This window comes from Bacillus sp. NMCN1, from assembly GCF_002998085.1.
GTDB lineage: Bacteria > Bacillota > Bacilli > Bacillales > Bacillaceae > Bacillus.
This window is the reverse complement of record NZ_PVQL01000003.1, coordinates 357,311-379,910: the sequence shown is the minus strand read 5'-3', so window position 1 is coordinate 379,910 and position 22,600 is coordinate 357,311. Positions and strand designations below refer to the sequence as shown.

Annotated in this window: 28 protein-coding genes and 1 pseudogene; 12 read left to right on the top strand and 17 right to left on the bottom strand. The window is 39.9% G+C overall.

Annotation, left to right across the window (positions count from 1 at the left end; translation table 11 throughout):
* The first annotated feature begins 81 nt into the window (after positions 1–81).
* On the top strand, positions 82–645 hold the full coding sequence (locus C6W21_RS16485; protein WP_106051458.1) for a helix-turn-helix domain-containing protein: 564 nt from the start codon (positions 82–84) through the stop codon (positions 643–645).
* A 33-nt stretch (positions 646–678) separates the two neighbouring features.
* On the opposite strand, the gene C6W21_RS16480 is transcribed toward C6W21_RS16485, so the two are convergent.
* The 5 genes from C6W21_RS16480 to C6W21_RS16460 form a co-directional block, all read right to left on the bottom strand.
* Entirely contained in the window at positions 679–972 is a 294-nt protein-coding gene (locus tag C6W21_RS16480) for a hypothetical protein (protein ID WP_106051456.1), read from the bottom strand.
* Between the two features lie 346 nt (positions 973–1,318).
* On the bottom strand, positions 1,319–2,371 hold the full coding sequence (locus tag C6W21_RS16475) for an LLM class flavin-dependent oxidoreductase (protein WP_106051453.1): 1,053 nt from the start codon (positions 2,369–2,371) through the stop codon (positions 1,319–1,321).
* A 17-nt stretch (positions 2,372–2,388) separates the two neighbouring features.
* Positions 2,389–3,012, bottom strand: coding sequence for a nitroreductase family protein (locus tag C6W21_RS16470; RefSeq protein WP_106051451.1), 624 nt, complete (start codon positions 3,010–3,012; stop codon positions 2,389–2,391).
* Positions 2,996–3,469: a MarR family winged helix-turn-helix transcriptional regulator gene (locus tag C6W21_RS16465; protein ID WP_106051448.1), complete on the bottom strand. Its 474-nt coding sequence runs from the start codon at positions 3,467–3,469 to the stop codon at positions 2,996–2,998. Before C6W21_RS16465 ends, C6W21_RS16470 begins: the two co-directional genes overlap by 17 nt.
* Before the next feature lie 98 nt (positions 3,470–3,567).
* On the bottom strand, positions 3,568–4,110 hold the full coding sequence (locus C6W21_RS16460) for a dihydrofolate reductase family protein (protein WP_106051446.1): 543 nt from the start codon (positions 4,108–4,110) through the stop codon (positions 3,568–3,570).
* 238 nt (positions 4,111–4,348) lie between these two features.
* Between C6W21_RS16460 and C6W21_RS16455 the strand changes: the two genes are divergently transcribed.
* Positions 4,349–4,744, top strand: a complete 396-nt coding sequence (locus C6W21_RS16455) for a VOC family protein (RefSeq protein WP_106051443.1) — start codon at positions 4,349–4,351, stop codon at positions 4,742–4,744.
* Positions 4,741–5,280, top strand: a complete 540-nt coding sequence (locus tag C6W21_RS16450) for a GNAT family N-acetyltransferase (protein ID WP_106051439.1) — start codon at positions 4,741–4,743, stop codon at positions 5,278–5,280. Before C6W21_RS16455 ends, C6W21_RS16450 begins: the two co-directional genes overlap by 4 nt.
* Here the strand turns inward: C6W21_RS16450 and C6W21_RS16445 are convergent.
* Positions 5,277–5,583: pseudogene (locus C6W21_RS16445) on the bottom strand (YesK-like family protein). The gene C6W21_RS16450 and the pseudogene C6W21_RS16445 sit on opposite strands and share 4 nt — an antisense overlap.
* On the opposite strand from C6W21_RS16445, the gene C6W21_RS16440 reads away from it, so the two are divergent.
* A complete protein-coding gene (locus C6W21_RS16440; RefSeq protein WP_106051436.1) occupies positions 5,560–6,033 on the top strand; it encodes a GNAT family N-acetyltransferase in 474 nt (157 codons plus the stop codon). The pseudogene C6W21_RS16445 and the gene C6W21_RS16440 sit on opposite strands and share 24 nt — an antisense overlap.
* On the opposite strand, the gene C6W21_RS16435 is transcribed toward C6W21_RS16440, so the two are convergent.
* The 3 genes from C6W21_RS16435 to C6W21_RS16425 form a co-directional block, all read right to left on the bottom strand.
* The gene (locus C6W21_RS16435; RefSeq protein ID WP_106051433.1) at positions 6,028–6,813 is read right to left on the bottom strand and encodes a GNAT family N-acetyltransferase; all 786 of its coding nucleotides are present in this window, start codon (positions 6,811–6,813) and stop codon (positions 6,028–6,030) included. The two genes, C6W21_RS16440 and C6W21_RS16435, sit on opposite strands and share 6 nt — an antisense overlap.
* 251 nt (positions 6,814–7,064) lie before the next feature.
* A complete protein-coding gene (locus C6W21_RS16430) occupies positions 7,065–8,264 on the bottom strand; it encodes an MFS transporter (RefSeq protein WP_106051430.1) in 1,200 nt (399 codons plus the stop codon).
* 31 nt (positions 8,265–8,295) lie between these two features.
* The gene (locus C6W21_RS16425) at positions 8,296–8,901 is read right to left on the bottom strand and encodes a TetR/AcrR family transcriptional regulator (RefSeq protein ID WP_106051427.1); all 606 of its coding nucleotides are present in this window, start codon (positions 8,899–8,901) and stop codon (positions 8,296–8,298) included.
* A 212-nt stretch (positions 8,902–9,113) separates the two neighbouring features.
* Between C6W21_RS16425 and C6W21_RS16420 the strand changes: the two genes are divergently transcribed.
* On the top strand, positions 9,114–9,566 hold the full coding sequence (locus C6W21_RS16420; protein ID WP_061406915.1) for a MarR family winged helix-turn-helix transcriptional regulator: 453 nt from the start codon (positions 9,114–9,116) through the stop codon (positions 9,564–9,566).
* Positions 9,567–9,622: 56 nt separating this feature from the next.
* On the top strand, positions 9,623–10,522 hold the full coding sequence (locus C6W21_RS16415) for an alpha/beta fold hydrolase (protein WP_106051425.1): 900 nt from the start codon (positions 9,623–9,625) through the stop codon (positions 10,520–10,522).
* 32 nt (positions 10,523–10,554) lie between these two features.
* Here C6W21_RS16415 and C6W21_RS16410 read toward each other — a convergent pair whose 3' ends face one another.
* Positions 10,555–11,703: a type II asparaginase gene (locus C6W21_RS16410; protein WP_106051423.1), complete on the bottom strand. Its 1,149-nt coding sequence runs from the start codon at positions 11,701–11,703 to the stop codon at positions 10,555–10,557.
* A 267-nt stretch (positions 11,704–11,970) separates the two neighbouring features.
* On the opposite strand from C6W21_RS16410, the gene C6W21_RS16405 reads away from it, so the two are divergent.
* Genes C6W21_RS16405 through C6W21_RS16395 form a run of 3 tightly spaced genes read left to right on the top strand, consistent with a single transcriptional unit; the run spans position 11,971 to position 13,967 of the window.
* Positions 11,971–12,756 (top strand): S8 family serine peptidase, encoded by a 786-nt coding sequence (locus C6W21_RS16405; RefSeq protein WP_106051420.1) that lies wholly within the window; start codon positions 11,971–11,973, stop codon positions 12,754–12,756.
* Positions 12,757–12,765: 9 nt separating this feature from the next.
* A complete protein-coding gene (locus C6W21_RS16400; RefSeq protein ID WP_106051417.1) occupies positions 12,766–13,626 on the top strand; it encodes an SAR2788 family putative toxin in 861 nt (286 codons plus the stop codon).
* The gene (locus tag C6W21_RS16395) at positions 13,611–13,967 is read left to right on the top strand and encodes a hypothetical protein (protein ID WP_106051415.1); all 357 of its coding nucleotides are present in this window, start codon (positions 13,611–13,613) and stop codon (positions 13,965–13,967) included. Before C6W21_RS16400 ends, C6W21_RS16395 begins: the two co-directional genes overlap by 16 nt.
* Positions 13,968–13,999: 32 nt before the next feature.
* On the opposite strand, the gene C6W21_RS16390 is transcribed toward C6W21_RS16395, so the two are convergent.
* From C6W21_RS16390 to C6W21_RS16365, 6 genes are all read right to left on the bottom strand, one after another.
* Positions 14,000–14,233 (bottom strand): MerR family DNA-binding transcriptional regulator, encoded by a 234-nt coding sequence (locus C6W21_RS16390; RefSeq protein WP_189318214.1) that lies wholly within the window; start codon positions 14,231–14,233, stop codon positions 14,000–14,002.
* A gap of 106 nt (positions 14,234–14,339) precedes the next feature.
* Positions 14,340–15,101: an SDR family NAD(P)-dependent oxidoreductase gene (locus tag C6W21_RS16385; protein WP_106051407.1), complete on the bottom strand. Its 762-nt coding sequence runs from the start codon at positions 15,099–15,101 to the stop codon at positions 14,340–14,342.
* Positions 15,102–15,206: 105 nt separating this feature from the next.
* Positions 15,207–15,572 carry an MmcQ/YjbR family DNA-binding protein gene (locus C6W21_RS16380; RefSeq protein ID WP_106051404.1) on the bottom strand — a complete coding sequence of 122 codons (366 nt, stop codon included), beginning with the start codon at positions 15,570–15,572 and terminating at the stop codon, positions 15,207–15,209.
* A gap of 144 nt (positions 15,573–15,716) precedes the next feature.
* Positions 15,717–16,610 (bottom strand): alpha/beta hydrolase, encoded by an 894-nt coding sequence (locus C6W21_RS16375; protein ID WP_106051401.1) that lies wholly within the window; start codon positions 16,608–16,610, stop codon positions 15,717–15,719.
* A gap of 186 nt (positions 16,611–16,796) precedes the next feature.
* On the bottom strand, positions 16,797–18,236 hold the full coding sequence (locus C6W21_RS16370) for a DHA2 family efflux MFS transporter permease subunit (RefSeq protein ID WP_106051398.1): 1,440 nt from the start codon (positions 18,234–18,236) through the stop codon (positions 16,797–16,799).
* 72 nt (positions 18,237–18,308) lie between these two features.
* Complete coding sequence (locus tag C6W21_RS16365) at positions 18,309–18,887, bottom strand: TetR/AcrR family transcriptional regulator (RefSeq protein WP_106056753.1); 579 nt, start codon at positions 18,885–18,887, stop codon at positions 18,309–18,311.
* Between the two features lie 353 nt (positions 18,888–19,240).
* On the opposite strand from C6W21_RS16365, the gene bglS reads away from it, so the two are divergent.
* Positions 19,241–19,972, top strand: coding sequence for a beta-glucanase (gene bglS, locus C6W21_RS16360; RefSeq protein ID WP_106051393.1), 732 nt, complete (start codon positions 19,241–19,243; stop codon positions 19,970–19,972).
* Between the two features lie 42 nt (positions 19,973–20,014).
* Here the strand turns inward: bglS and C6W21_RS16355 are convergent, their stop codons facing one another.
* Positions 20,015–20,416, bottom strand: coding sequence for a MerR family transcriptional regulator (locus C6W21_RS16355; protein ID WP_106051390.1), 402 nt, complete (start codon positions 20,414–20,416; stop codon positions 20,015–20,017).
* Positions 20,417–20,626: 210 nt separating this feature from the next.
* Between C6W21_RS16355 and C6W21_RS16350 the strand changes: the two genes are divergently transcribed.
* Together C6W21_RS16350 and C6W21_RS16345 are read left to right on the top strand one after the other, a co-directional pair.
* On the top strand, positions 20,627–21,676 hold the full coding sequence (locus tag C6W21_RS16350; protein WP_106051387.1) for an NAD(P)-dependent alcohol dehydrogenase: 1,050 nt from the start codon (positions 20,627–20,629) through the stop codon (positions 21,674–21,676).
* Between the two features lie 459 nt (positions 21,677–22,135).
* Entirely contained in the window at positions 22,136–22,597 is a 462-nt protein-coding gene (locus C6W21_RS16345) for a CarD family transcriptional regulator (RefSeq protein WP_106051384.1), read from the top strand.
* The last annotated feature ends 3 nt before the right edge of the window (positions 22,598–22,600 follow it).

The window sequence follows — 22,600 nt, the reverse complement described above, 5'->3', positions numbered from 1 at the left end:
CTTTAATTACTTTATTGCGTATGTTACGTTTTATTGTAACGTTTGGTCTTTATAAAGTAAATAGAGAAAGGAGTTTTTTTCATGGAAGATGTACAATCGATTATTTCTAAAAATGTGAGGCTTCTAAGAGATCAAAAAAAATTAAGCCTCGAAAAGATGGCAGAATTAACTGGTGTCAGCAAAACCATGATTGGACAAATTGAAAGAGGAGAATCAACCCCTACCATCACGACTTTGTGGAAAATCGCCAACGGATTAAAGGTGTCTTTTAGTGAGCTCATTTACGCATCACAGCCTGAAATCAAGGTGGTACGCAAGGAGGATGCACAGATTTTAACGGAAGATGACGGGCGATATCGCGTGTATACGACTTTTCCCTTTGATGACCGGGGAAAATTTGAAGTGTATCGAGTAGAAATTGATCCTGGCGGGTCGCTACGTGCGAATGAACATATTGGCGGAACAGAGGAATTGATCACTGTTTTTGAGGGGACGCTTCATGTATCCATTGGTGATGAGCAATACAGCTTAAAAGCCGGCGACTCGATTCGTTTTAAAGCGGACCGTACGCATGCATATAAACAAACCGGAGAACTAATGGTTCGGATGCAAATGATTCTTTATTATCCTCATGAAAAAAGCTGACAGGCTTGTCCATCTGTCAGCTTTGCGTTTTATTTAATTAAATCCTGGATCGCGTACAACCGTTCCAGTAAATGTGACTCTGTATTTCCCTAATCCTAATTCTTCAATAGAGGTTTGTTTTAAAATACCGACCCAGCCATCCTTTGCATAGACAATACTTTCTGGGATGTTCGAGGTCGTATATGTTCTTGTTTCTGAGACAGTTCGACTCGCCTGAACGGTTATTTCACTTTTTGTTTGCTCCTTTGCTTCCACTGGAACAGCTGTGACACCGGCACCTGTTAAGACAATTGCTCCAACCAAAACTGAAGACATGACCTTTTTCATAAAAATCCCTCCCTTTTTTTGTTGAACATATTAACCATACCATAATTTAGTACTTAAATAAGATATTTTTTCATTTTTTTGAAAATTATGATATGATTGTCTTATGTTGGATAGAGAGTGTTTTATACTTCTGTGCTTTTATCCTCATCTCATTCCGTCAAACAATTGTGAACGGAGGTGATTTCATGAAAAAATGGCTCATCTGTTTTCAACTTGTTTTCCTCTTCACCTTGACGACCACACCACTTGCTTCTGCTGCTTCATGCCCTACAGTGAAACCTTGTGTCATTGATCCTTAAGCATAAGAAAGGTCGATCAAGCCTATGCACTTGATCGACCTTTTTCGTTATTCTTGCTCTGCTTCCCAGCGGGCAACCTCTTCTCTTACTTTAGGAGCGACTTCTTTCCCAAATAGCTCAATGGCTTTTAATACTTGATCATGCGGCATTGAACCAACCGGCACATGAAGCATAAAACGCGTGATTCCTACATTTTTTCTAAGGTGAATCACTTTCTCTGCCACTGCATCTGGATCTCCTACATACAGGGCGCCTTCTAACGTTCTCGCTGCATCAAATGTAGAACGAGTATATGGTCCCCAGCCTCGCTCTCTTGCTAATGTATTCATCACATGCTGTGTAGAAGGGAAGAATTGGTCTGCTGCAAGATCTGTTTCTTCCGCAACAAATCCATGCGAATGTGACGCTACGGTTAATTTCTCTGGGTCATGTCCAGCATGCACTGCCGCTTGCTTGTACAGCTGTACAAGCGGTGCGAACTGTCTAGGACTCCCGCCAATGATAGCAAGTACTAGCGGCAGCCCCAATAATCCAGCACGTACAACAGATTCACGGTTTCCTCCACTGCCGATCCAGATTGGAAGCGGATCTTGAACAGGTCTTGGATATACGCCAACATCTTGAATAGCTGGGCGATGCTTTCCGCTCCAAGTTACACGCTCGGACTGCTGTAATTTCAACAGCAAATCAAGCTTTTCTTCAAATAATTCTTCATAATCATTCAGGTCATAGCCAAAGAGCGGAAATGATTCAATAAATGAACCACGGCCTGCCATGATCTCTGCCCGCCCATTTGATAGTCCATCTAATGTCGCAAAATCCTGAAATACACGAACAGGATCTGCTGATGATAGGACTGTCACTGCACTTGTCAGGCGGATATTCTTTGTTTGTGTTGCCGCAGCCGCTAAGACGACAGCTGGATTCGATGCAGCGAAATCTTGTCGATGATGCTCACCTACTCCAAATACATCGAGGCCGACTTGATCTGCTAAAATAATTTCTTCGACTACTTCTCGAATACGCTGTGCGTGACTGACTGTTTTTCCTGTTTGAAAATCAGGTGTTGTTTCTACAAATGTACTAATTCCTAGTTCCATGAGTGGAACCCCCTATCTTATAAATATGTCACAAATTCAGAGACAGGCTTTCGGTAGCCTCTCGGTTGTCTGCTCTCTACTTTTTCTTTTCCTATTGTGATCATTAACACGGGAACCAAATCCGAATCGATGTTCAACACCTTTTTCATTGCTTCAGGGTCAAAGCCGATCATTGGGCACGTGTCCCAGCCCTTGTTTTTGGCGGCGAGCATAAACAGCATCGCAGATAATGAAGCATTGCGGATCGCCTCTTCTTTCTGAAAATCCGCTCCTCTCTGTTCATAAAAGCTCATCGTCTCTCTGACCATTTCTTCGTATTGCTGCGTGTTTAAAATGCCAAGCATTTTCAGACCTTCATAAATGTTCGCCGCTTGCTGATAAGCCTTTGGGTCTCCCAGTACAATGATCGCTGCTGAAGCGGAATGCACTTTATATTGTCCAAATGCAGCTTCCCTTACTTGTTCTTTGAGACCTTCTGTTTGGACGACGACATATTGTGTGTGCTGTAAGTTAAAAGCAGATGGTGCCATTTTGACCTCTTCAAAAATGCTGTTAAGCTCTTCTCTCGAAATCGAGATATTTGGCAAAAAATTTGATGCGGATCGTCTTTCACGTACCAATGTATCAAAGCTGAGTGTCATCTTGTTTCCCCTTTTCGTGAAGTTGTTCTGCACCTAGACCGATTTTTTTTAGTAATTCAATGAGCTTTTCTTTTTCTTCTTTTTCAATAAAGGCTAGATTCTGTGAAATGACATCTGTGTGTTTAGGAAAAATGTCGTCAAACAATTGCTTTCCTTTTTCCGTCAGTAATACATGAAATACACGTTTATCAGTGCGGGCACATTGCCTTTTCACCAGCTCTTGTTTTTCTAGTTTGTTTACGACATATGTGATACTTCCACTTGGGATTGACAGGATGTCACTAATTTTTTGGACGGGATGCGGCCCCTTACTATAGAGCAATTCAAGGATCTGAAAGTTCTCAAATCCGATATCATAACGTTCAATGTCTGTTTGGATATTTGTAAAAAGGGCTTGATAGGCTTTCATCCATACGCGGAATAGCCTTAAGTCTAATTCATGTTCATGCTGCACCATGGCAACTACTCCTTTTTCAAGAATAGGATAAATTTATCCTAACACTAGGATATTTTCTTGTCAACGAGTTTGTTTCATAAAAAAAAGACCACCTCAGGTCAGTGATCCTCTTCTTTTAAGACAAAATGCATTTCAGCTATCTGCTTGTATTGTTGTACTTCTTTTAATGAAAACCTGGATTCAATATCCGCTGGGAAAAACAGAGGAATGCCTCTCCCAATCATGACAGGTGCGATTTGAAGGTAAAGCTCATCAACCAATCCTGCTTTTATGAAAGACTGGAGCAGTTCCCCGCCGCCGACAATCCAGATATGCCGGCCTTCTTCATGTTTTAATTTTTTCATAAAAGATAAGATATCTTCACGAATGATATGAGTTCCTTTCAGACTGTCTTGTAAAGTACGTGACATGATATAACATGTCTTTCCTTCATAAGGAAACTCATCTGGTGACAGCTGTAGAACCTGCTCATATGTATTTCGCCCCATGATCAGTGTATCAACTGACGCATAAAAGTCATCATAGCTCGTTTCTTCTTCACCCTCTGTTCCTATTAACCAATCGAGCCTGTGATCCTCTCTCGCTAAATAGCCATCGATACTCATAGCCCCATAAAAAAGCAGCTTCCTTTTCTGACTCAATCCCATCACTCCCTTACCCTAAATGAGAACATATATTCTATTTCGATTGTATCAGAAAGAAAAGACAAAGGATACAAAGAATCTCAATTTGTTCATTTTCTTTAATTGGCAACTGATCAATCTGCCATTCTTTCATCATGAATGACTTGTTCAACACCGTGATTCAATAAGGTATCCTCTTCAAGTAATGATATAATAAAATCAGTTCAATCAATGATCATACTTGGAGGAGAAACTGATGATACGACGACTTGATCATATCGTGTTGACTGTACAACATATGGAGGACACCATTCGTTTTTATACAAACGTATTAGGAATGAAGGAAGAAACCTTTGAAGAAGGCCGCAAAGCGCTTCGTTTTGGTTTACAGAAGATCAACCTTCATGAAGCTGGTCATGAATATGAGTGGGCAGCGGCTCATCCACTTCCTGGCTCTAATGATTTGTGCTTTATCACCGATTTAGATATGGACAGTTTGCTACTGCACCTTCGCAAGCAAGTGGTTCCTATTGAAGAAGGGCCTGTCAGGCGCACAGGCACACTAGGTCCGGTTGAATCTGTTTATATCCGTGATCCTGATCTGAATTTAATTGAAATCTCTCGATATATAGAGGAGGGTGATCCGTCATGACTCGTTTATTTTTGAGACCGATTGAAGAGCAGGATTATCCTGGTATTCAAAGAGGATGCCAGCATGCAGAAACTCTTTATATGACTGGCACACGCAAAACGTTCACACTAGAAGAAATTCGTTCAGCCTATACCCGATTTTTACAAGATGACAGCAGACGAGATTTCGCCATTTGTCTGCTAGACACGAAAGAAATGATTGGGGATGCGGCGATTGTGGACATTGATCCAATCAATCATACGGCAAGCTTCCGCATTGCGCTACATGGACCAGAACATTTCCAAAAAGGCTATGGCACTGAAGCTGTCCGGATGGTTCAAGCATTCGCTTTTGATACGTTAGAACTCAATCGTCTTGAGCTTGAAGTCTTTTCCCACAATCCAAGAGCCTTCAGGAGCTATGAGAAGGCCGGATTTCAATATGAAGGAAAAAGGCGCCAAGCACTCTATTTCAACGGTACATACTCAGATGTGATCATCATGGGCATCCTTCGTGAAGAATACAACCAGATGAACAGTGGAGATGCCCCTACTTAAGAAAGGCCATCTTTTTTTTTAAATTGAATCACTGTGACGATGATCAAACAAATCATGCAAGAGAGAACGATAGTGACGCTTGATAAACTAAGTGCCACGCCTTCCCATCTGCCAATGAAGAAACTGGATATCAATAACTAAAATGAAGCATATAGGGAGGATCAGCCCCGCATGACGGTGTCTGCGTCTTTTCCCTGCCCACCATGAGAGACACAATACAACGATTGTAAAAATAGCGGTTTTTCTCTTTTTTATCTTATGACGATGGAGGTACTTCCAATGAACATTAGACCCATTGAACAAAAGGACAATCCGTATATCGCAGCGATTATCCGCCAGTCACTAGAATCGTCGAATCTGGCGATTGAAGGAACAGCCTACACTGATCCCTACCTTGACCAGCTGTTCGAATACTACCAATCATTGACTCATGCAGCCTATTGGATTGCTGAAGAGAATGGCGATATTGTAGGCGGCGTAGGCATTGCTCCATTTACAAACGGCATATGTGAATTGCAAAAGCTTTATTTAAGTCCAAAGGCACAAGGAAAAGGTGCGGGCAAAAAACTGATGGATACAGCGCTCCAATATGCCTCTGCATACTACGAAGCATGTTATTTAGAAACCCGCCGGGAATTAACTGCAGCCACCGGCCTTTATCAGCGATATGGCTTTTCTCTTCTTTCAGAACCGATTGAAGGCTCTGAGCATTCTGCAATGGATGCTTGGTATCTCAAAACCTTCTCATCATGATCTATAAAACAATCGATAGGTTTTTGTCCGCTGAAAGCCTAGCTTCTTTGCCAGTTTGATCGAAGCTAAGTGATGGACATCGCAATCCCAATGCGGTGTCCTCTTATTTTCAAGACAGCTCCTGATCATCTGCTGAGCTACCAGCTGCGCCAAACCTTTCCCCCGCCAGGCTTCATCTGTCCAAATATCAATCTCCACACGATCTTCACTTGAAAAAATGGAGACACATTCACTCACCACGTTCTCACCATCTAAGATGGCAACTCCGATTCCTTTTGATAGAAAGCGAGCCGTTTCTCCCCAATATGTTTCGTAATAACTATGAGGGAACGCCCTGCTTGCATTGATCACCTGTTCATTTGTCCGCTCTACTCTGTAGCCTGGATGAGACGCAGGAACATGAGAATCTACCTGCGAAAAAACGTACGCATGTCTTTCCATCTCTTTCAGATGTGACCCAAGGTATTTTTTCATCATCACATCTGTTGATTGATTCGCTGAAAATACGGTAAACCGGCCGTTTTGTCTTCTCTGCCTGTCGTAAACATCCACAATGAACGCTGAGCAGCGTGACAACTCCGCCTCTCTCTTGCCTGCAACATAATAAATGCCGCATGCAGCTTCGAGAAAATAAACATGAGGGTGCACTGCATCATCTACATAAAGATGCCCCTCTATGAAACCATCCATGACCGCATCTACAAACACTGGATATGCCGGGTCGATCTGGCGAATTCCTTCTTTCATCGATGCTGTCCTTCGCTTTTCCAAAAGATGCACGGTGCTCCCTCCTTTCACGAACATGTTCTTTCCTTCCATTATAAATAAAAAGCTGCGCGCATGCAGTGACTCTTTTTATCCTTTACTGTGGAACTACTTTACTGCAATTGATTACGCCTTATTTCATCGGTATCGCCTTTCTGTTTTACAAAAAGCATCAAAATCAAAAAATGGCACAGGCATTGAATCGCCTGAAGCCGCAGTTTTAAAAAAAGAGACCTCGTTTGAAAGGTCTCTTACTTCTTCATTCATTATTCTGCCGCAGGCTCTTCTGCCTTCCCCTTCCAAATAAGGGTTAAGCCTAATCCGAGAAATAGGACAACACCTGCGAAAAGAAATGGGAAATGTATATTTTGATCGAATAAAATACCGCCAAGTGCTGGGCCGAAAATCGTACCTAGGCTTGTGTAGGTAGAGTTCATCCCTGCGACAAATCCTTGCTGATTGCCAGCAATTTTTGATAAGAAGGTCGTTAATGCTGGACGCAATAAATCAAAGGCTAGGAAAATCACACATGTGACGATGAGCACCACCATAAAGCCTGACACAACAGTTGAAACAAAAGCGAGCACCGCTCCGACAATTAAGCATAGTTGAATGACTCGTTTCTCTCCAAGAGCATTCACCATTTTACCAAACACGAGCACTTGGATGATGACTGCTACAATTGAACTTACGGTAATGATGATCGCAATATCCTTCGGGCCAAATCCAAACTTGTGATTTGTAAACAAGCTAAAGACCGTTTCATATGCAGATAATCCAAACGCCAGCACAAACACAATGATGAAAGCGATGAGATAGCTCGGATGAATCGATTTTTTCAAATCTTTAAAGAAGGTGGATTCCTTCACTTGACCCATTTGCTTTGCTCGCTCTTCTTTTGTTAATGGCTCCTTCAGCATAAACATAGACGAAATGACGGCAATAAACGCAATCCCTGCTGCAAAGAAGAATGGCAGGCGTACGCCATATTCTGCGATAAATCCGCCAATGCCCGGGCCAATAATAAAACCGGTACTAATGGCCGCTGACACATAGCCCATTGCCTTTGATCTTTCTTGAACGGTCGTGATATCTGCGACATAGGCAGTGACAGCCGGCATGATAAACGCTGCACTAATGCCGCCTAGCAGCCTTGCAAAATACAGAACGTACACATGTGTTCCAAGACCGAAGACGAGTTCTGATAACGCGAATAGAAACAGCCCAGACACAATCATAATTTTTCTACCGTAGCGGTCTACCCATCTCCCTGCAATAGGTGATGCAATGAGCTGAGCCACAGCAAACGCCGCCACAAGGTATCCCATCGTACTGCCCGTTAAATGCATGACATTCATAAAGAGCGGCATGACAGGAATGATCAGACCGATGCCTAAAAACGCAATAAATATATTACTTAATAAAATAACGAGTACAGCTTTTTGCTCACGAATCGGTTTTTGCATGATGTTTGTTTCTCCTTTATTGATTCAATTGTTACTCATGATGGTTGATTCCGTGAATAAACAATGAGATCGCCTCTTTTTGTAACTCTTTCTTCTGTTGAATGGTGTCACTTTTATATAACACGTCTAATCCGTAAAAAACGGAAAGTAATATTTTCACTTTTGACTCCACATGCTGAATCGACCAGCTGCCATCTTCGTTTCCTTCAAGTAAGATGTCCCTCATCACATCATCAAAGTCGGCATCAATCTTGTTCAGCCGTTCCATGACCTCGTCTGATGTAAAGGCACTTGCACAAAATTCCTCACTCGCTCTCATTAATGGGTAGTTAATCCCCATTTGACTGAGCAGCTCTGCAAATCCGGCGAGTTGATCAATGGCCCGGTGCATCGTTTGTTTCTCCTGATGCCACGTCTCCATCATCAAGCGGTGATCCTCTTCCATGATATGAAGGAACAAAAACTCTTTTCCTTTAAAATGATGATAGAGATTGCCTTTACTAATCTCAGCAGCCTCTAGAATATCTCGCACAGATGTTTCTGAGTACCCTTTTTTTGCAAATAAATCACGTGAAGCGGTGACGATTTTTCGCTTCGTCTTCTCACTCTTTCCGGCCCTGATTTGTGTACTTGTCATCTTTCACAATCCCTTCTACCTTGCTTTTCTTCGCAAGGACAAAACAAAACCGACCAGTTGGTTTATTTTTTTATTATAAATGGATCTTTTTCAAAATACAATGAAAAAGTGGCTAAACCGGTGATGTCCTTTTCAAGTAATCTCTTCATTTAATTTTTCTTAATATTTAACTTCACTTAACTATAAAAGTTGCCTATAATAGAATAGAGGTGATGTCATTGGATGAGGAAATCATTCATTATAGTAAAAAAATTATTGAATACTCAAATGCACTAGGCTCTATCTATGTAGAAGAGTATCAACGATTCTTAAAACATGAGTATGCTGATTTATCAGCCAAACAAGAGCTGACACTTGAATTATTACGGACAAAAACGAGAACAATCAACGAACTAGCTGATTACTTTTCAATTTCGGCAAGTGCCGCTAGCCAGCTTGTATCAAAGCTTGAACAGCTTGGCTATGTCAAACGAGAAATTAATCCACATAACCGAAGAGAAATCATTGTTGATTTTGCTCAAAAGGGCCATGACTTTCACAAGAATACGGAAGAAATTCAATTGCACCTCATTCAAAAATACTATGCAAAGCTTCCAAAAGAAGATTTAAAAACATTATTATCTCTATACGAAAAAATCTATCAGATTGCAAAAGAAGCGCCTTAATCCGGTGTTTCTTTCTCCAACATTTAAGTTAGTTAAACTATTAAGGGGATGAAAGTATGGATAGCATTCATTTACAAGATGGACGTCATATTGGTTTGTGTGAATACGGTGATCTTGAAGGGTTTCCAGTATTCTTTTTTCACGGAACTCCTGGATCAAGAGTCATGTTTTTAGATGATGACCCAATCTCTAAAGAGCTCGGTGTTCGCCTCATCTGTTTAGACAGACCTGGATTTGGTTTATCTACCCCTCAACCTGACCGTACGATTTTAGATTGGGCAAAAGATGTGCTGGAAGTGGCAGATCATCTAGGCATTCACCATTTTTCAGTGATGGGTGTATCTGGAGGAGGCGCATTCGCTGCTGGCTGTGCTTATCAATTGCCGAATCGAGTCCTTTCCGCCGCTTTGATCTCAAGTACAACGCCATTTCAGGACGGAAAACCGCCTAAAAGTATGCTGAAAGAGAACAAATTGGCTTTTTTCCTCAGTAAAAAGTTCCCTTGGCTATTGAAAGCAAGCTATCGTTCCCAGAAAAAAATGATTGAGAAAAAACCAGAGAAATTTAAGAAGCTGGCCAAAAACGGGAACAAACATTTACATCCGTGGGACCGGCAATTCCTTCAAACCGATGAGCAGTTAGAGATGATGATGATGCATTTACACGAAGCCACTCGTCAATCGGTGGATGAATGTATTCATGAACCAGATTTACTCTCGCAGCCATGGGCATTCGATATGAAGGATATTCAAATCCCTGTTGATGTATGGCATGGAAAAGAAGATACGATGGCTCCGTTTGTAGAAATAGAAAAAATGGCTTCTTGCATTCCAAACGTCAAAACATATTATATAAATCAAGCGGGACATTTTCTCACTGATGTAGACGATATTTGGCGAGATATTTTACTCTCTTTAAAAACACGTGCTGAAAAACATCATCAGGAGCACGCATAAAAAAAGACCCGAAGCCTCGGGTCCCTTTCTTCTTAATACATTTCATAATACGTCTGCACTTTATCTGGATCTTTTGTTTTCGTCAGTGCAAGCATGAGCAGAATGCGTGCTTTTTGTGGATTTAATGAATCCGATGACACAAAATGATGTTCATCATCCATTTTTTCGTGGGTCACAATTCCATTTCCTGCACGGCTTGATCTCACGAGGACCACGTCTTTCTTCACTGCATTTGTTGCCCCTTTGATGGCTTCTGTTGACATCGTTCCATTTCCGGCTGCGGCAACGACAATGCCTTTCGCTCCTGCTTTTACTGCTGCATCATACATGTATTTTTGATCATTTTGATAGCCGTATAAAATATCAACTTGCGGTAATTCTTTTATTTTTGATACATCAAATTCACTTTCAGTCGTATGTTTTCTTGTTGATTCGTTATAGAAGGAAACCACTTCACCAGCAATTTCACCAATGTAGCCTTGCTCAAGTGACTTGAAGGAATCTGTAGTGGTGGTGTTCGTCTTTGTAATAAATCGAGCGGAAGCAATTCGATCATTTAATGTGACCATGACGCCTTTGCCCTTTGCTTCTTTTGTAGAGGCAACTTTGACAGCATGATACAAGTTCAGCGGGCCATCCGCACTGATAGCAGACGCTGGTCTCATTGAGCCAACGATGACAACTGGCTTATCACTTTTGACAACCAGATGTAGAAAGTAAGCTGTTTCTTCAAGTGTGTCTGTTCCATGCGTGATGACAATGCCATCCACCTGATCATCATTTAAGAGTTGATTCACTCGTTTGGCTAATTTTAAAAGAAGAGCATTATCCACATTTTCACTGCCAACATTTGCTACCTGTTCACCAGTAACGTTTGCAATATCTTTTAACTGAGGAACTGAAGCAATGACTTTATCGATGCCAAGTGAACCAGATTTATATCCCGTCGTATCTGTTTTACTGTCCGAACTGCCAGCAATCGTCCCGCCTGTCGCTAATACCTTAATATTAGATAAGGACTTATTCCCTGTTTCTACGGCTGTCGTTTTGTCCTTTGATTCATTAGATGCGCTTTCTTTTTCGCTTTGATTTTTCTCTTGGGTACTTGTATTGGCACAAGCTGCTGTCGACAGTAAAAAAACAGAAAGAAGGACAGCACCTAACCATTTTGTTACGTTCATTCGATCATCTCTTTTCTTAAATGTGATGGATTCAAAGCTAGATCTCTTTCTATAGGGTTTACTTTATACCATTCCTTCATTCATCATCATGAGGCGAAAGATACAGAACCAATTGATGGAAAAAACTCTATATTTCCGATGAAATACTTTATAATAGAAGTTAAGTTATAAAAAATATACTATATAACCTTAAATTTACCTTAATATCCTTATTTAGATATAGCGAAAAAAAATTTCACATGTACAATTTACTGAAGAGGAGGAAATATGAAAATAAAGTTTATTTTTCTTTTTTTGTTTATAATAACCATCATTGTTCTCTTTTACATATCTAAAAGTAATCACAACATTAAAATAGCGGTTCTTGATAGCGGTATTGACATAAATCATGTTGATGTTTCTGTTAAAAAGCGCTTTGATAATAAAAGGGAAGTGTTAGATTCTTTAGGTCATGGTTCTGCTATTACCGACATTATTAGTAAAAATAATGAGAACATAGATTTTTATGATGGAAATATTTTAGACGAGAATGGGAACACAAACATAGAAACTTTAATTAAGGCATTAGATTGGTGTATTGAAAATAAAGTGAATCTCATTAATATGAGTTTTGGTCTTTCTGAGAATAATATAAAACTAAAGAAAAAGATTGATGAAGTGGATAGTCATCATATTTTAATTGTAGCTGCTGCAGGTAATAAATTTGGTTTAAAAAGTGATTATCCTGCCCGTTATAATAATGTGATTTCTATTTCTGCTGTTGATTCTAAAAATAAGATATATAAACTTGCAGCTAAAGGAAAGATTGATTTTGTTTCTCTTGGTGTAGATGTAGAAACAGTGAAAATAAAAAAGTTGGCTGAAGTTAAAGTTTTAAGTGGCACTTCTTTTGCTACAGCTAACGCTACAGGGTATATTTCGAAGATAATACCAGATGATTTTTCGCTATCATATAAAGATATTCTTCACAGGTTAAAACAAAAAACTCAAGTGATTAAAAATGTCGAAAGAGATTCAACCTATGGTTATGGACTATTATTAAATAAAAATTAGGAGTTTATGATGTTTAAGAATATTATTAAATTAATAAGTTTAGTGATGATATTTTCGATTATTGGACCTAGCATCTCAAATGCGACTACGAATTCGATTGAACATGAAGATGAAATTAATACAAATGATATTACCACTTTACAAAACACAGATAAATTGCTTAGTACAGAGGTAATTAAAAATACAAATGATGAACAAGAACTTGAAGTAAGTGTTGAAAACGAAAATTTATTGATAAATAGTAAAGTGATTTTATCTCAAGATTTAAATCAATTACCAATGATTGAAGCTGAAATAGTTGATGAAGACATGAAAGAGACTGTAAAATATAATTTTGAAATCGCAGATATTGATGTTGCTAAAGCAAACGATCCTCATCTGTTATTAGTAGACATTGAAACCGGCGAAGAATATACAGTAAGTGACTCACAAATTCAAGCGTCATGGTATCCTTTAGTAGTTGTAGCTATTTACATTGCTCGTGTTGGAATTAATCAAGCTATAAAAAAATTTGGTAAGGCCAGTGTAAAAAACGCAGTTAAAAAACACGGTAAGAAAACCTCTGCTTCAAAAGCAGTTAAAAAAGTGAGTATGTCACGTTTAGATTATCATTATAAGAAACACAAAAAAGAATTTGGTAACATTACCAAATCTGAGTATCTAAATAAAGCACGTACACTATTAGGAAAAGCTAAAAGCAAAAATGTTTTAGAAAAGAAAAGCAAGAAAAAATTTAATGGTAAACACCGTTATTATAAATATAATAAAAAAACCAATGAATTTTTATCTGTGGAAAAACAAAAAGGGAAAGATGTCATTATCACTTTTTTCAAACCTAAAAGAGGAATTAACTATTGGAAGGATCAGTAGAAATGAATAAAAACATTTGTTTAATTTGTGGCTATAATGAATTAGAGGAAAGACCCTACTATTCGGATTTCGCAGGTAGTAACGAAATTTGTCCATGTTGTGGTTTTGAATTTGGTGTGGATGATTTTGATTGTGATGAATTTGACCATGAAGGGTTAACAGATAAAGAAATTGTTGAAAAATCTCATGGCATTTGGAGAAAACAGTGGATTGAAAACGGGATGGAATTGTTCAATCCTAAAATCTTTTCTCCAGAGGTTCGAAACGGTAAATTTTTAAAAAGAGATTATTTAGTACTTCAAATGAAAAAGAATTTAGGCTTAGATTTTAACGACATTTAAATTTTTTTAATTTGCATAACATCAAAAACCATTCAGGTTTTATCCTGAGTGGTTTTAAATTTCAAATATTCTCTTTCCCTTCTAACAAAAAGCATGAAAAAAACACCTAACGCGAAAAGGGTGTAAATCTCTTTTTCATCAAATAATTGGTATCCATTTTGAACGACCTTCGCAGGGCGGACGAGATCCTGTTCGATATAATGACGAAGCGTATACTTTGTGATGTTCAATAGCTTACATACTTCTCCACTTGTTACATACGTCACTAGAGTCCCTCCTTGTATACACATTCTAAACCATGTGGTTCCCCACACAGTCAATCATGCCATAAAAAAATCACCGAGGACATCTTCCCTCAGTGATGTGTCATTTCTATTTCATACTTGGACCAGCATGTGAAAAAATTGGATCTTTCAATTCAAAATCAAAGGTCTTGCCGTCAACAATACCGACTGTTTTTTCATGATCATAAAGCTCGAGCAGACAAGCTGCCATTTCTTTTGATGTATGATATTTCTTGATATTGCCTTCATATTCGAATTGATCTACATTTAATGAACGCTTTGCAAATTCTGATTCCGTCGCGGAAGGTGCTAATATTTTTGCCTGTAACTTAGCTCCTTTTTCTTTCAACTCTAGTGCCAGTCCTTCTGTAAAGGCGCTCACGTAAAACTTCGTAGCTGAATAGGTGACGGCATTTCCGACGACTGTATAGCCCGCTCTTGAGGAAATGTTGATCAGTTGAGCCCCCTCTGCCTGCTCATAATCACGAACAAATAAAGTGGATAAAATCGTTAAGGCTTCGATATTCAGATGAAGCATATCCCCAATTTTACTTACATCCTGTTCTCCTATTGATCCGAAATGGCCGAACCCTGCATTATTAATGAAGGTGTTAAGCTCATATTCAGCCAATGATTCATAAAATGAATACACTTGCTCCATGTCGGTTAAATCGACAGACTGTATGTTTACTTTGATATCGGGATATTGATCAAGAATCTCTTTCTTCAGTTCTTGGAGTTTCTCGAGCCGGCGTGCAGCTAAAATAAGGTTTTTGCCTCTTGCGGCAAAGGCTAGCGCCGCCTCATACCCAATACCTGAACTTGCTCCTGTAATGACTGTATAGCCCATTTTATATCCCCCTATGAACGTCTTCTAACTGGTTAAATTATAACGACAGCACTTCGCTCTAGTCAATTTTGAAGAGAATCACAGGATTTATTAACTTGTCTAGCTTCATTCATCATGTTGGAGGATGTCATGCTGAGATTTTTTTGTTAATTTGTGAAAAACCAATTGGTAGGAATGTTCGATTAACTCCTCTACAAATGAAGTTGGAATATCCGCATCAAGGTAAATGGAATTCCAATGAGTCTTATTCATATAATAGCCAGGAATGATCCCCTCATGCATCTCTCTTAGTTCTTCAGCACGTTGAGGATCACATTTTAAAGTGATAACAGGCTTTCGATTCGCATCTCCCCCCATCATAGCAAACATCTTTCCACCAATATGATAACGATCTGCCTGCCATTCTGGCTGGTAATCATGGGTTACTCCTTTTAAAGAAAGACAAAATGCCTGTAGTTTCTCTTTATCCATTAGATCCGCTCCTTTTTTAAACTTCTCCTATTCTTTCTATTATACCGATAACGAAGTTGAATATATGATCTTTTTTACATTCACTTAACAACAATAAAAGCACAGGTGCGCTGGGCTCTGTGCTTTTACATTACTGTTCTTACCTTATTCAAACGCCTTCTTCAATTGATCACTCATCAGATGCCAAGCCTCTTCAGCTATTTCTAAATCTCCGGCATGCGTGAAGGCGTGAGGGACTCCTTTAAACTGCCTGTACGTGACGTCTACCCCTGCTTCTTTTAACTTGTCCGCATATTGCTCGGCTTCTTGAGCTAGCGAATCTCTCTCAGCTGTGATGACGAGAGCTGGTGGCATTTGTGCCAAGGATGAACGATCTGCAAAAATCGGAGAAACGAGCGGATTGTGCGGATCTTGGCCTTGCAGATAGAAGGCATTAAAGAGTCTCGCCATTTCAACTGGGATCGCTTCTTCAAACGCTGGCTTTTGTGCTGGATCAGTTGCTAAATCAAGCGGCGGATAATCAAGCACTTGATAGACAATCGGGTGTGGGTTTCCTTTTTGAATATTTAAGAGACAAGTAGCCGTTGCCAAGTTTCCTCCTGCGCTATGTCCGCCAATGGCTACTCTATTAGGATCGATTTGAAACTCATCAGGATGTTCATACAGCCAATTCAGCACATCGTAGCATTCATGAAGAGCGGCTGGGAAAGGGTGCTCTGGAGCAAGCTGATACTCGACATTGACGACGATACATTGCGCCCGGTCTGCAATGACTGGACACCAGTGGTTATCCATTTCAGCACTGCCCAGGATAAATCCGCCGCCATGTAAATTTACAAAAACAGGAAGCTTTTGCTTTGATGTGTCAACTGGCTTAAATACCCAAACCTTTGTTTCGCCAGCACTTGTTGGAATGTCATATTCCATTTTGTTCACTTCAGGTGGATGGACTGGTTTTAGTTCCGATTGACTCGGTAATGAACCTTCAGATGGTTGACGTAATGACTCAGCGATTTTGATTTGTTCTTCTAAGTTCATGATCTCAGTCTCCTGTCTTATTTATTTCTTCTTAACTCATTCGTTTCTTTTTCCTCTTTTCCTTCTACTGTATCAGCAGCACATTCACATTGGTTCACTTTTTATCTATCTCCCCATTTTCGCCCTCTTTGAAACAAGCATTAGGCAAAAAAAAAGCACTGCGGTCCTCAGTGCTTTTCATCTATTTTATGAAACTTGCTGTTCTACCTTCACTCGTTTAATGAAGAAAGCGATGACTAAGCCAATGACGGACATGATGACAGCAAAGATAAATGCATGTTGCACACCATTTGTAAAGGCGAGCAGCTTGTTCATCGAATTTGCGGGATCAGCCACATTTTCCATAAAGCTGCGTGTTCCTGATGAAAGGATCGAAATACCGACCGCAGTACCAATAGCTCCTGACACCTGCTGCAATGTATTCATAATCGCTGTACCATGCGGATATAGCTCTGGCGGCAGCTGATTCAATCCATTTGTTTGAGCAGGCATCATGATCATCGCGATTCCGATCATTAATGTAATATGAAGGGTCACAATGTATCCAATCGATGTATTCACACTTAAATTGGTGAAACCTAACATCGTCGCTGCGACGATAGCAAGCCCTGGGATCACAAGCCATTTGGGTCCAAACTTATCAAATAGCCCACCCATGATCGGAGATAACAGACCGTTGATAATTCCACCTGGCAATAGCATTAAACCTGCTGTAAAGGTCGTTAGTGCCAAGGATGTTTGCAGATACAATGGCAAAATCATCATAGCAGACAGCATCACCATCATACATACTAAGATCAGCAGTAACCCAATGACAAACATCGGATATTTAAACGGGCTTAAGTTCAGCATCGGTTCCTTCATATTCAACTGTCTGAGAGAGAATACAAGAATCCCAATGACACCTACTACAATTGCAACGATAACATGCATACTGCTCCAGCCGCCGCCTTCACCGGCACTGCTAAAGCCATACACAATTCCTCCGAAACCAATGGTTGAAAGCACAATCGATAAGATGTCGATTTTTGGTCTTGTTGGCTCCGTAATATTTTGCATAAAGATAAAACCAAAGACGAGTGCCGCTATTAAGAGCGGAAGTGAAATCCAGAAAATCCAATGCCAAGTCAGCGATTTCAAAATAAGACCAGAGACTGTTGGGCCAACAGCTGGTGCAAACATGATCACAAGACCTATAATCCCCATTGATCTGCCTCGTTTATGAGGCGGGATGATCACCAAAATCGTATTGAACATCAATGGAAGAAGCAATGCTGTTCCGACTGCCTGTACGACACGTGCCACCATTAAGACACTAAAGACTGGCGCAACCGCCGCAATAAATGTTCCAATGATCGAAAAGATGAGCGACGTAATGAAAAGCTGTCTTGTTGTAAACCATTGAAGAATAAGTCCTGAAATTGGTACGAGAATACCAAGTGTTAATAAATATCCTGTCGTCAGCCACTGAGCTGTCGTCGCTTCAATTCCAAAGTCTAACGTTAAGCTTCTCAGCGCCATATTTAGTGCCGTTTCACTGAACAGGCCAATAAAACCAGCTGTGATAAAAGAGATAATAATGGGCAGCGTTCGAATATCAGAAGCTGCTGCTTGCTGTTTGTTCATAGTAGATTGGCTCCTTTTCTTTTTCAATTTAGATCAATCATAGGAAGTCAGGCCGTTCAGAAATGAGCCACTTCAATGTCTATTGAAAACAGATAAAATCTGTTTTTCTGCAGCGAATTGAGCGATTTTTTCGATTGAATAACCAGATTCATGAATATAAAACATTAGTTCAGGCGTCATCGGAGAGGACATACACAGTGTCGTCAGCTCAATATCCTGTATGTTCGCTTCCCCTTTTTCATCCGCTTCCTCCAGCAAATCACGAATCATTTGCCTAAGCGATTGACTGTAATAACAATCATACACTTTGCTTGTCTGCTCTAAATTCCCAGAGATTGTAAGCATCCGAATCCAGTCTAAATGATGACCGACGATGAGATGGATTTCTTCGAGCACATAGCGCAAACGTTCACGAACCGGCTGTTCACTGATTTTGCTCAAGTAAAGATGCAAAGCAGGGATCAGCTGTTCAAATCTTTCTCCAAGGATAGAAAGGCACAAATCACTTTTATTGGCATAACGGCGGTAAAGAGTACCCTGCCCAACACCAGCTGTTTTGGCAATTTTATGCATACTGACATTTTCCACGCCAAATTCTTGAAACAAAGAAAAAGCGACCTCTTCAATTTCCTTCCCAATATCCTTTTCCATGATGCCTCACCTTCTTTACCTTGATCCATATTGCACTTATCTCTATTGTTAAATCAAATCTCATTTGATTTTCATTAGGACAATTATCCCGATATTATCTTACGGACAACTGTCCGTTTTGTCAATCATTCTTTAGTAAGTAGCATTAAAAAGATCAAAAACTCAATTATAACAGTATGAGTTTTGATCTTTTCTGTTAATACCATTTTCTTAAGTAACTTCCTATGAAACAAGAGTAGAATCTAGCAAAAAATCCTGTTTAATATCATATATTAGACCGATTTTCCACTTTGAACGAATCATGTATGATCAATAAAGAAAGCGCTTTCAAAAAAGGAGAGGGGAATGCCTAAATGTCTTATCGTGTGAAACGAATGTTGATGCTGCTAGTCACTGGATTATTATTGAGTTTGTCCACCTTTACTGCGGGTGCCTCAGCACAAACAGGCGGGTCGTTTTATGAGCCTTTTAACAACTATAATACGGGGTTATGGCAAAAAGCCGATGGGTACTCGAATGGAAACATGTTTAACTGTACATGGCGTGCAAATAATGTCTCCATGACGTCATTAGGTGAAATGCGATTATCACTCACAAGTCCTTCCTATAATAAGTTTGACTGCGGAGAAAACCGCTCCACTCAAACATATGGCTACGGTCTATATGAAGTCAGCATGAAACCGGCCAAAAATGTAGGGATCGTGTCTTCGTTCTTTACTTATACGGGACCGACTGATGGTACGCCTTGGGATGAAATTGACATCGAATTCCTAGGAAAAGATACAACAAAGGTGCAGTTTAACTATTATACCAATGGTGTAGGAAATCATGAAAAGATCGTCAACCTTGGTTTTGATGCAGCAAACTCTTATCACACGTATGCATTTGACTGGCAGCCTAACTCGATTAAATGGTATGTGGACGGACAATTAAAACATACTGCCACTACTCAAATCCCTCAAACTCCAGGAAAGATTATGATCAACCTGTGGAATGGTGCAGGTGTCGATGAATGGCTCGGCTCCTATAATGGTGTTACACCACTCCACGCACATTATAATTGGGTGCGTTACACAAAAAGATAGCCACATCACAAAACCTGTGACGAGTCACAGGTTTTTCTTTATTTACATAGAGCTGGTTTTTAGTTGATGAACTAGCTTTTGTTCATAGCTGTGGATAATATCTTCATAACTTTCTATCTTATAATCTAACCGCTTAATCGTCTCTTCGATTTCCTTTTGTTTTTCTACAAGCCTTTCTCTCTCATTGACCAAAATACTTTTCCGCGAGGACAGGGTATGATCCTTGCCCTCGATAAATAAAGCCGTATATTCTCTAAGTGCATCAATTGAGAGACCGGCATTTCTCATACATTTGATAAATTCAATCCACTGAATATCCTCGTTAGCATAATCACGAACTCCGTTTTCATCACGCCGAATCGGTCTAATTAAACCAATATTCTCGTAGTATCTGAGCGTGGCAGTAGATAAATCGAGTTGCTTGGCGGCTTGTGCTATTTTCATTGTTTTCACCCTTCTCTTCTTCTCTCATCTTATGAAATTCCTTCTTCTCATCATCTCCAATTTGATAGAGAACGCAAGATGCTTTTGGCTCAATTCTTTATTTAAGGATGTTGAAAAGCCTGAAGAGGGTTCTCTATTGACTTAGAGTTCACTTTAAGACGTACAGTATAGAAGTAGAACAGAATCTTACTTTTGAAAGGATGATCAAGAATGTGTCAGACGCATCATTCAAACGTTTTAAGTGTTTCACATGCAAAAGCGAGCTTTGAACGGACAACCATTGAACGAAGAGCACTTCGTCCACATGATATTTTAATTGATATTCAATTTAGCGGGATCTGTCATTCAGATATCCACAGCGCATTTGATGAATGGGGCGGCGGTATTTTCCCAATGATTCCGGGTCATGAGATTACTGGAGTCGTTGCCGCTGTCGGCGATGAGGTGACGAAGTTTCAGATCGGAGACCGTGTAGGTGTTGGCTGCTTTGTTGATTCCTGTGGCACCTGTGAATATTGCCAAAATGGAGACGAGCAATATTGCACGAAAGGGGTCGTCCAAACTTATAATAACCTCGATTATGACGGGGAACCGACTTACGGCGGCTATAGTCAGAAGATTGTCGTGACAGAGCGCTTTGTCGTCAGCATTCCAGATCAACTATCCCTTGATGCCACAAGTCCTCTTCTCTGCGCTGGAATCACAACTTATTCACCGTTAAAGCACTGGAAAGCAGGGCCAGGTAAAAAAGTAGCCATCGTCGGGATGGGCGGACTCGGTCATGTGGCCATTCAATTCGCACGTGCACTTGGCGCTGAAGTCACGGTATTGAGCCGCTCTATGAATAAAAAAGAAGAAGCACTGTCATTTGGCGCAAAAGACTATTTTGCTACAAGTGATCCTAATACCTTTCAGACACTAGCCGGGCAATATGACCTCATTCTCAATACGGTCTCTGCCAATATCAATGTAGACGCCTATTTGTCCCTACTTCGTGTGGATGGAACCTTGGTGAACGTCGGTGCACCACCTGAGCCAGATCAATTCCACGTCTTTTCATTGATTACTGGCCGCCGCAGCATTGCCGGTTCACTCGTTGGCGGCATCCAAGAAACACAAGAAATGCTCGATTTCGCAGCTGCTCACAATATCGCACCACAAATTGAAATAATCAACGCAAACCAAGTCAATGAAGCCTACGAACGCGTACTCAAAAGTGATGTCCGTTATCGCTTTGTCATTGATATTTCAACCTTATGATCGAATTCATTTTAAAAGACTAGCCTCATTGGCTAGTCTTTTGATGTTTCAACCATTTATCACGATGTCCTCATGACACAGCTATTGACATTTGATTGAATGGAAGATGGATAAATGAAGTGTTAGAGGTGAAGATGTGGATATCCTATTTAAACATTTAGATTATCTCCGTTTTCGTGATGTTAGGGTATGCTTTCATACGAGATACAAAAAAGAAGTCGTTTCAAACGCACTTTAAATCAAAAAAGTAGTGATGGGTTGAGGCTGTATCTGTTTCCTGATCATGGTCACGTTAAAAAGCCACACATGAGATGTGGCGAAATAAATAAATAATTCTCTCAAAATCCAACCCAAAAATGTTGACACGAAATAAATAATCATGTTATTATTAAAAATTTGATTATTTTGGATCGATTTGTGGTACCCTTATAGTAGGTACTTAATATGGAGGTGGATGATATGTTTCAAATTGGTGATAACATTGTGTATCCAATGCATGGAGCAGGTATAATTGAAGCCATAGAAGAAAAGGAATTCTCTGAAGAAAAACAACAGTATTATGTCATTAAGATGTCCGTTAGCCATATGCAAGTGATGATTCCAACGAGGAAAATGTCGGGGTCAAGTATAAGACCGGTTACAGATATACTTGCATTAAAGAACATTATACACATTTTTCAGAATGGAACATCAGATAAATTATTGCCGTGGAAAGAAAGATATAAAATCAACACGAACAAAATAAAAACGGGCGACATACAAGAAGGCGTTGAAGTTGTACGTGACCTCATGCGAATGAAAAAAGAAAAAAGACTGAATGCAAGCGAAAAGAAAATGCTTGACGATGCTTATGGGTATTTGCTTAGTGAGCTTGAAGTCATCGAAGGAATTACTGAGAAACAAATAAACAGTTTCTGTTAAGAT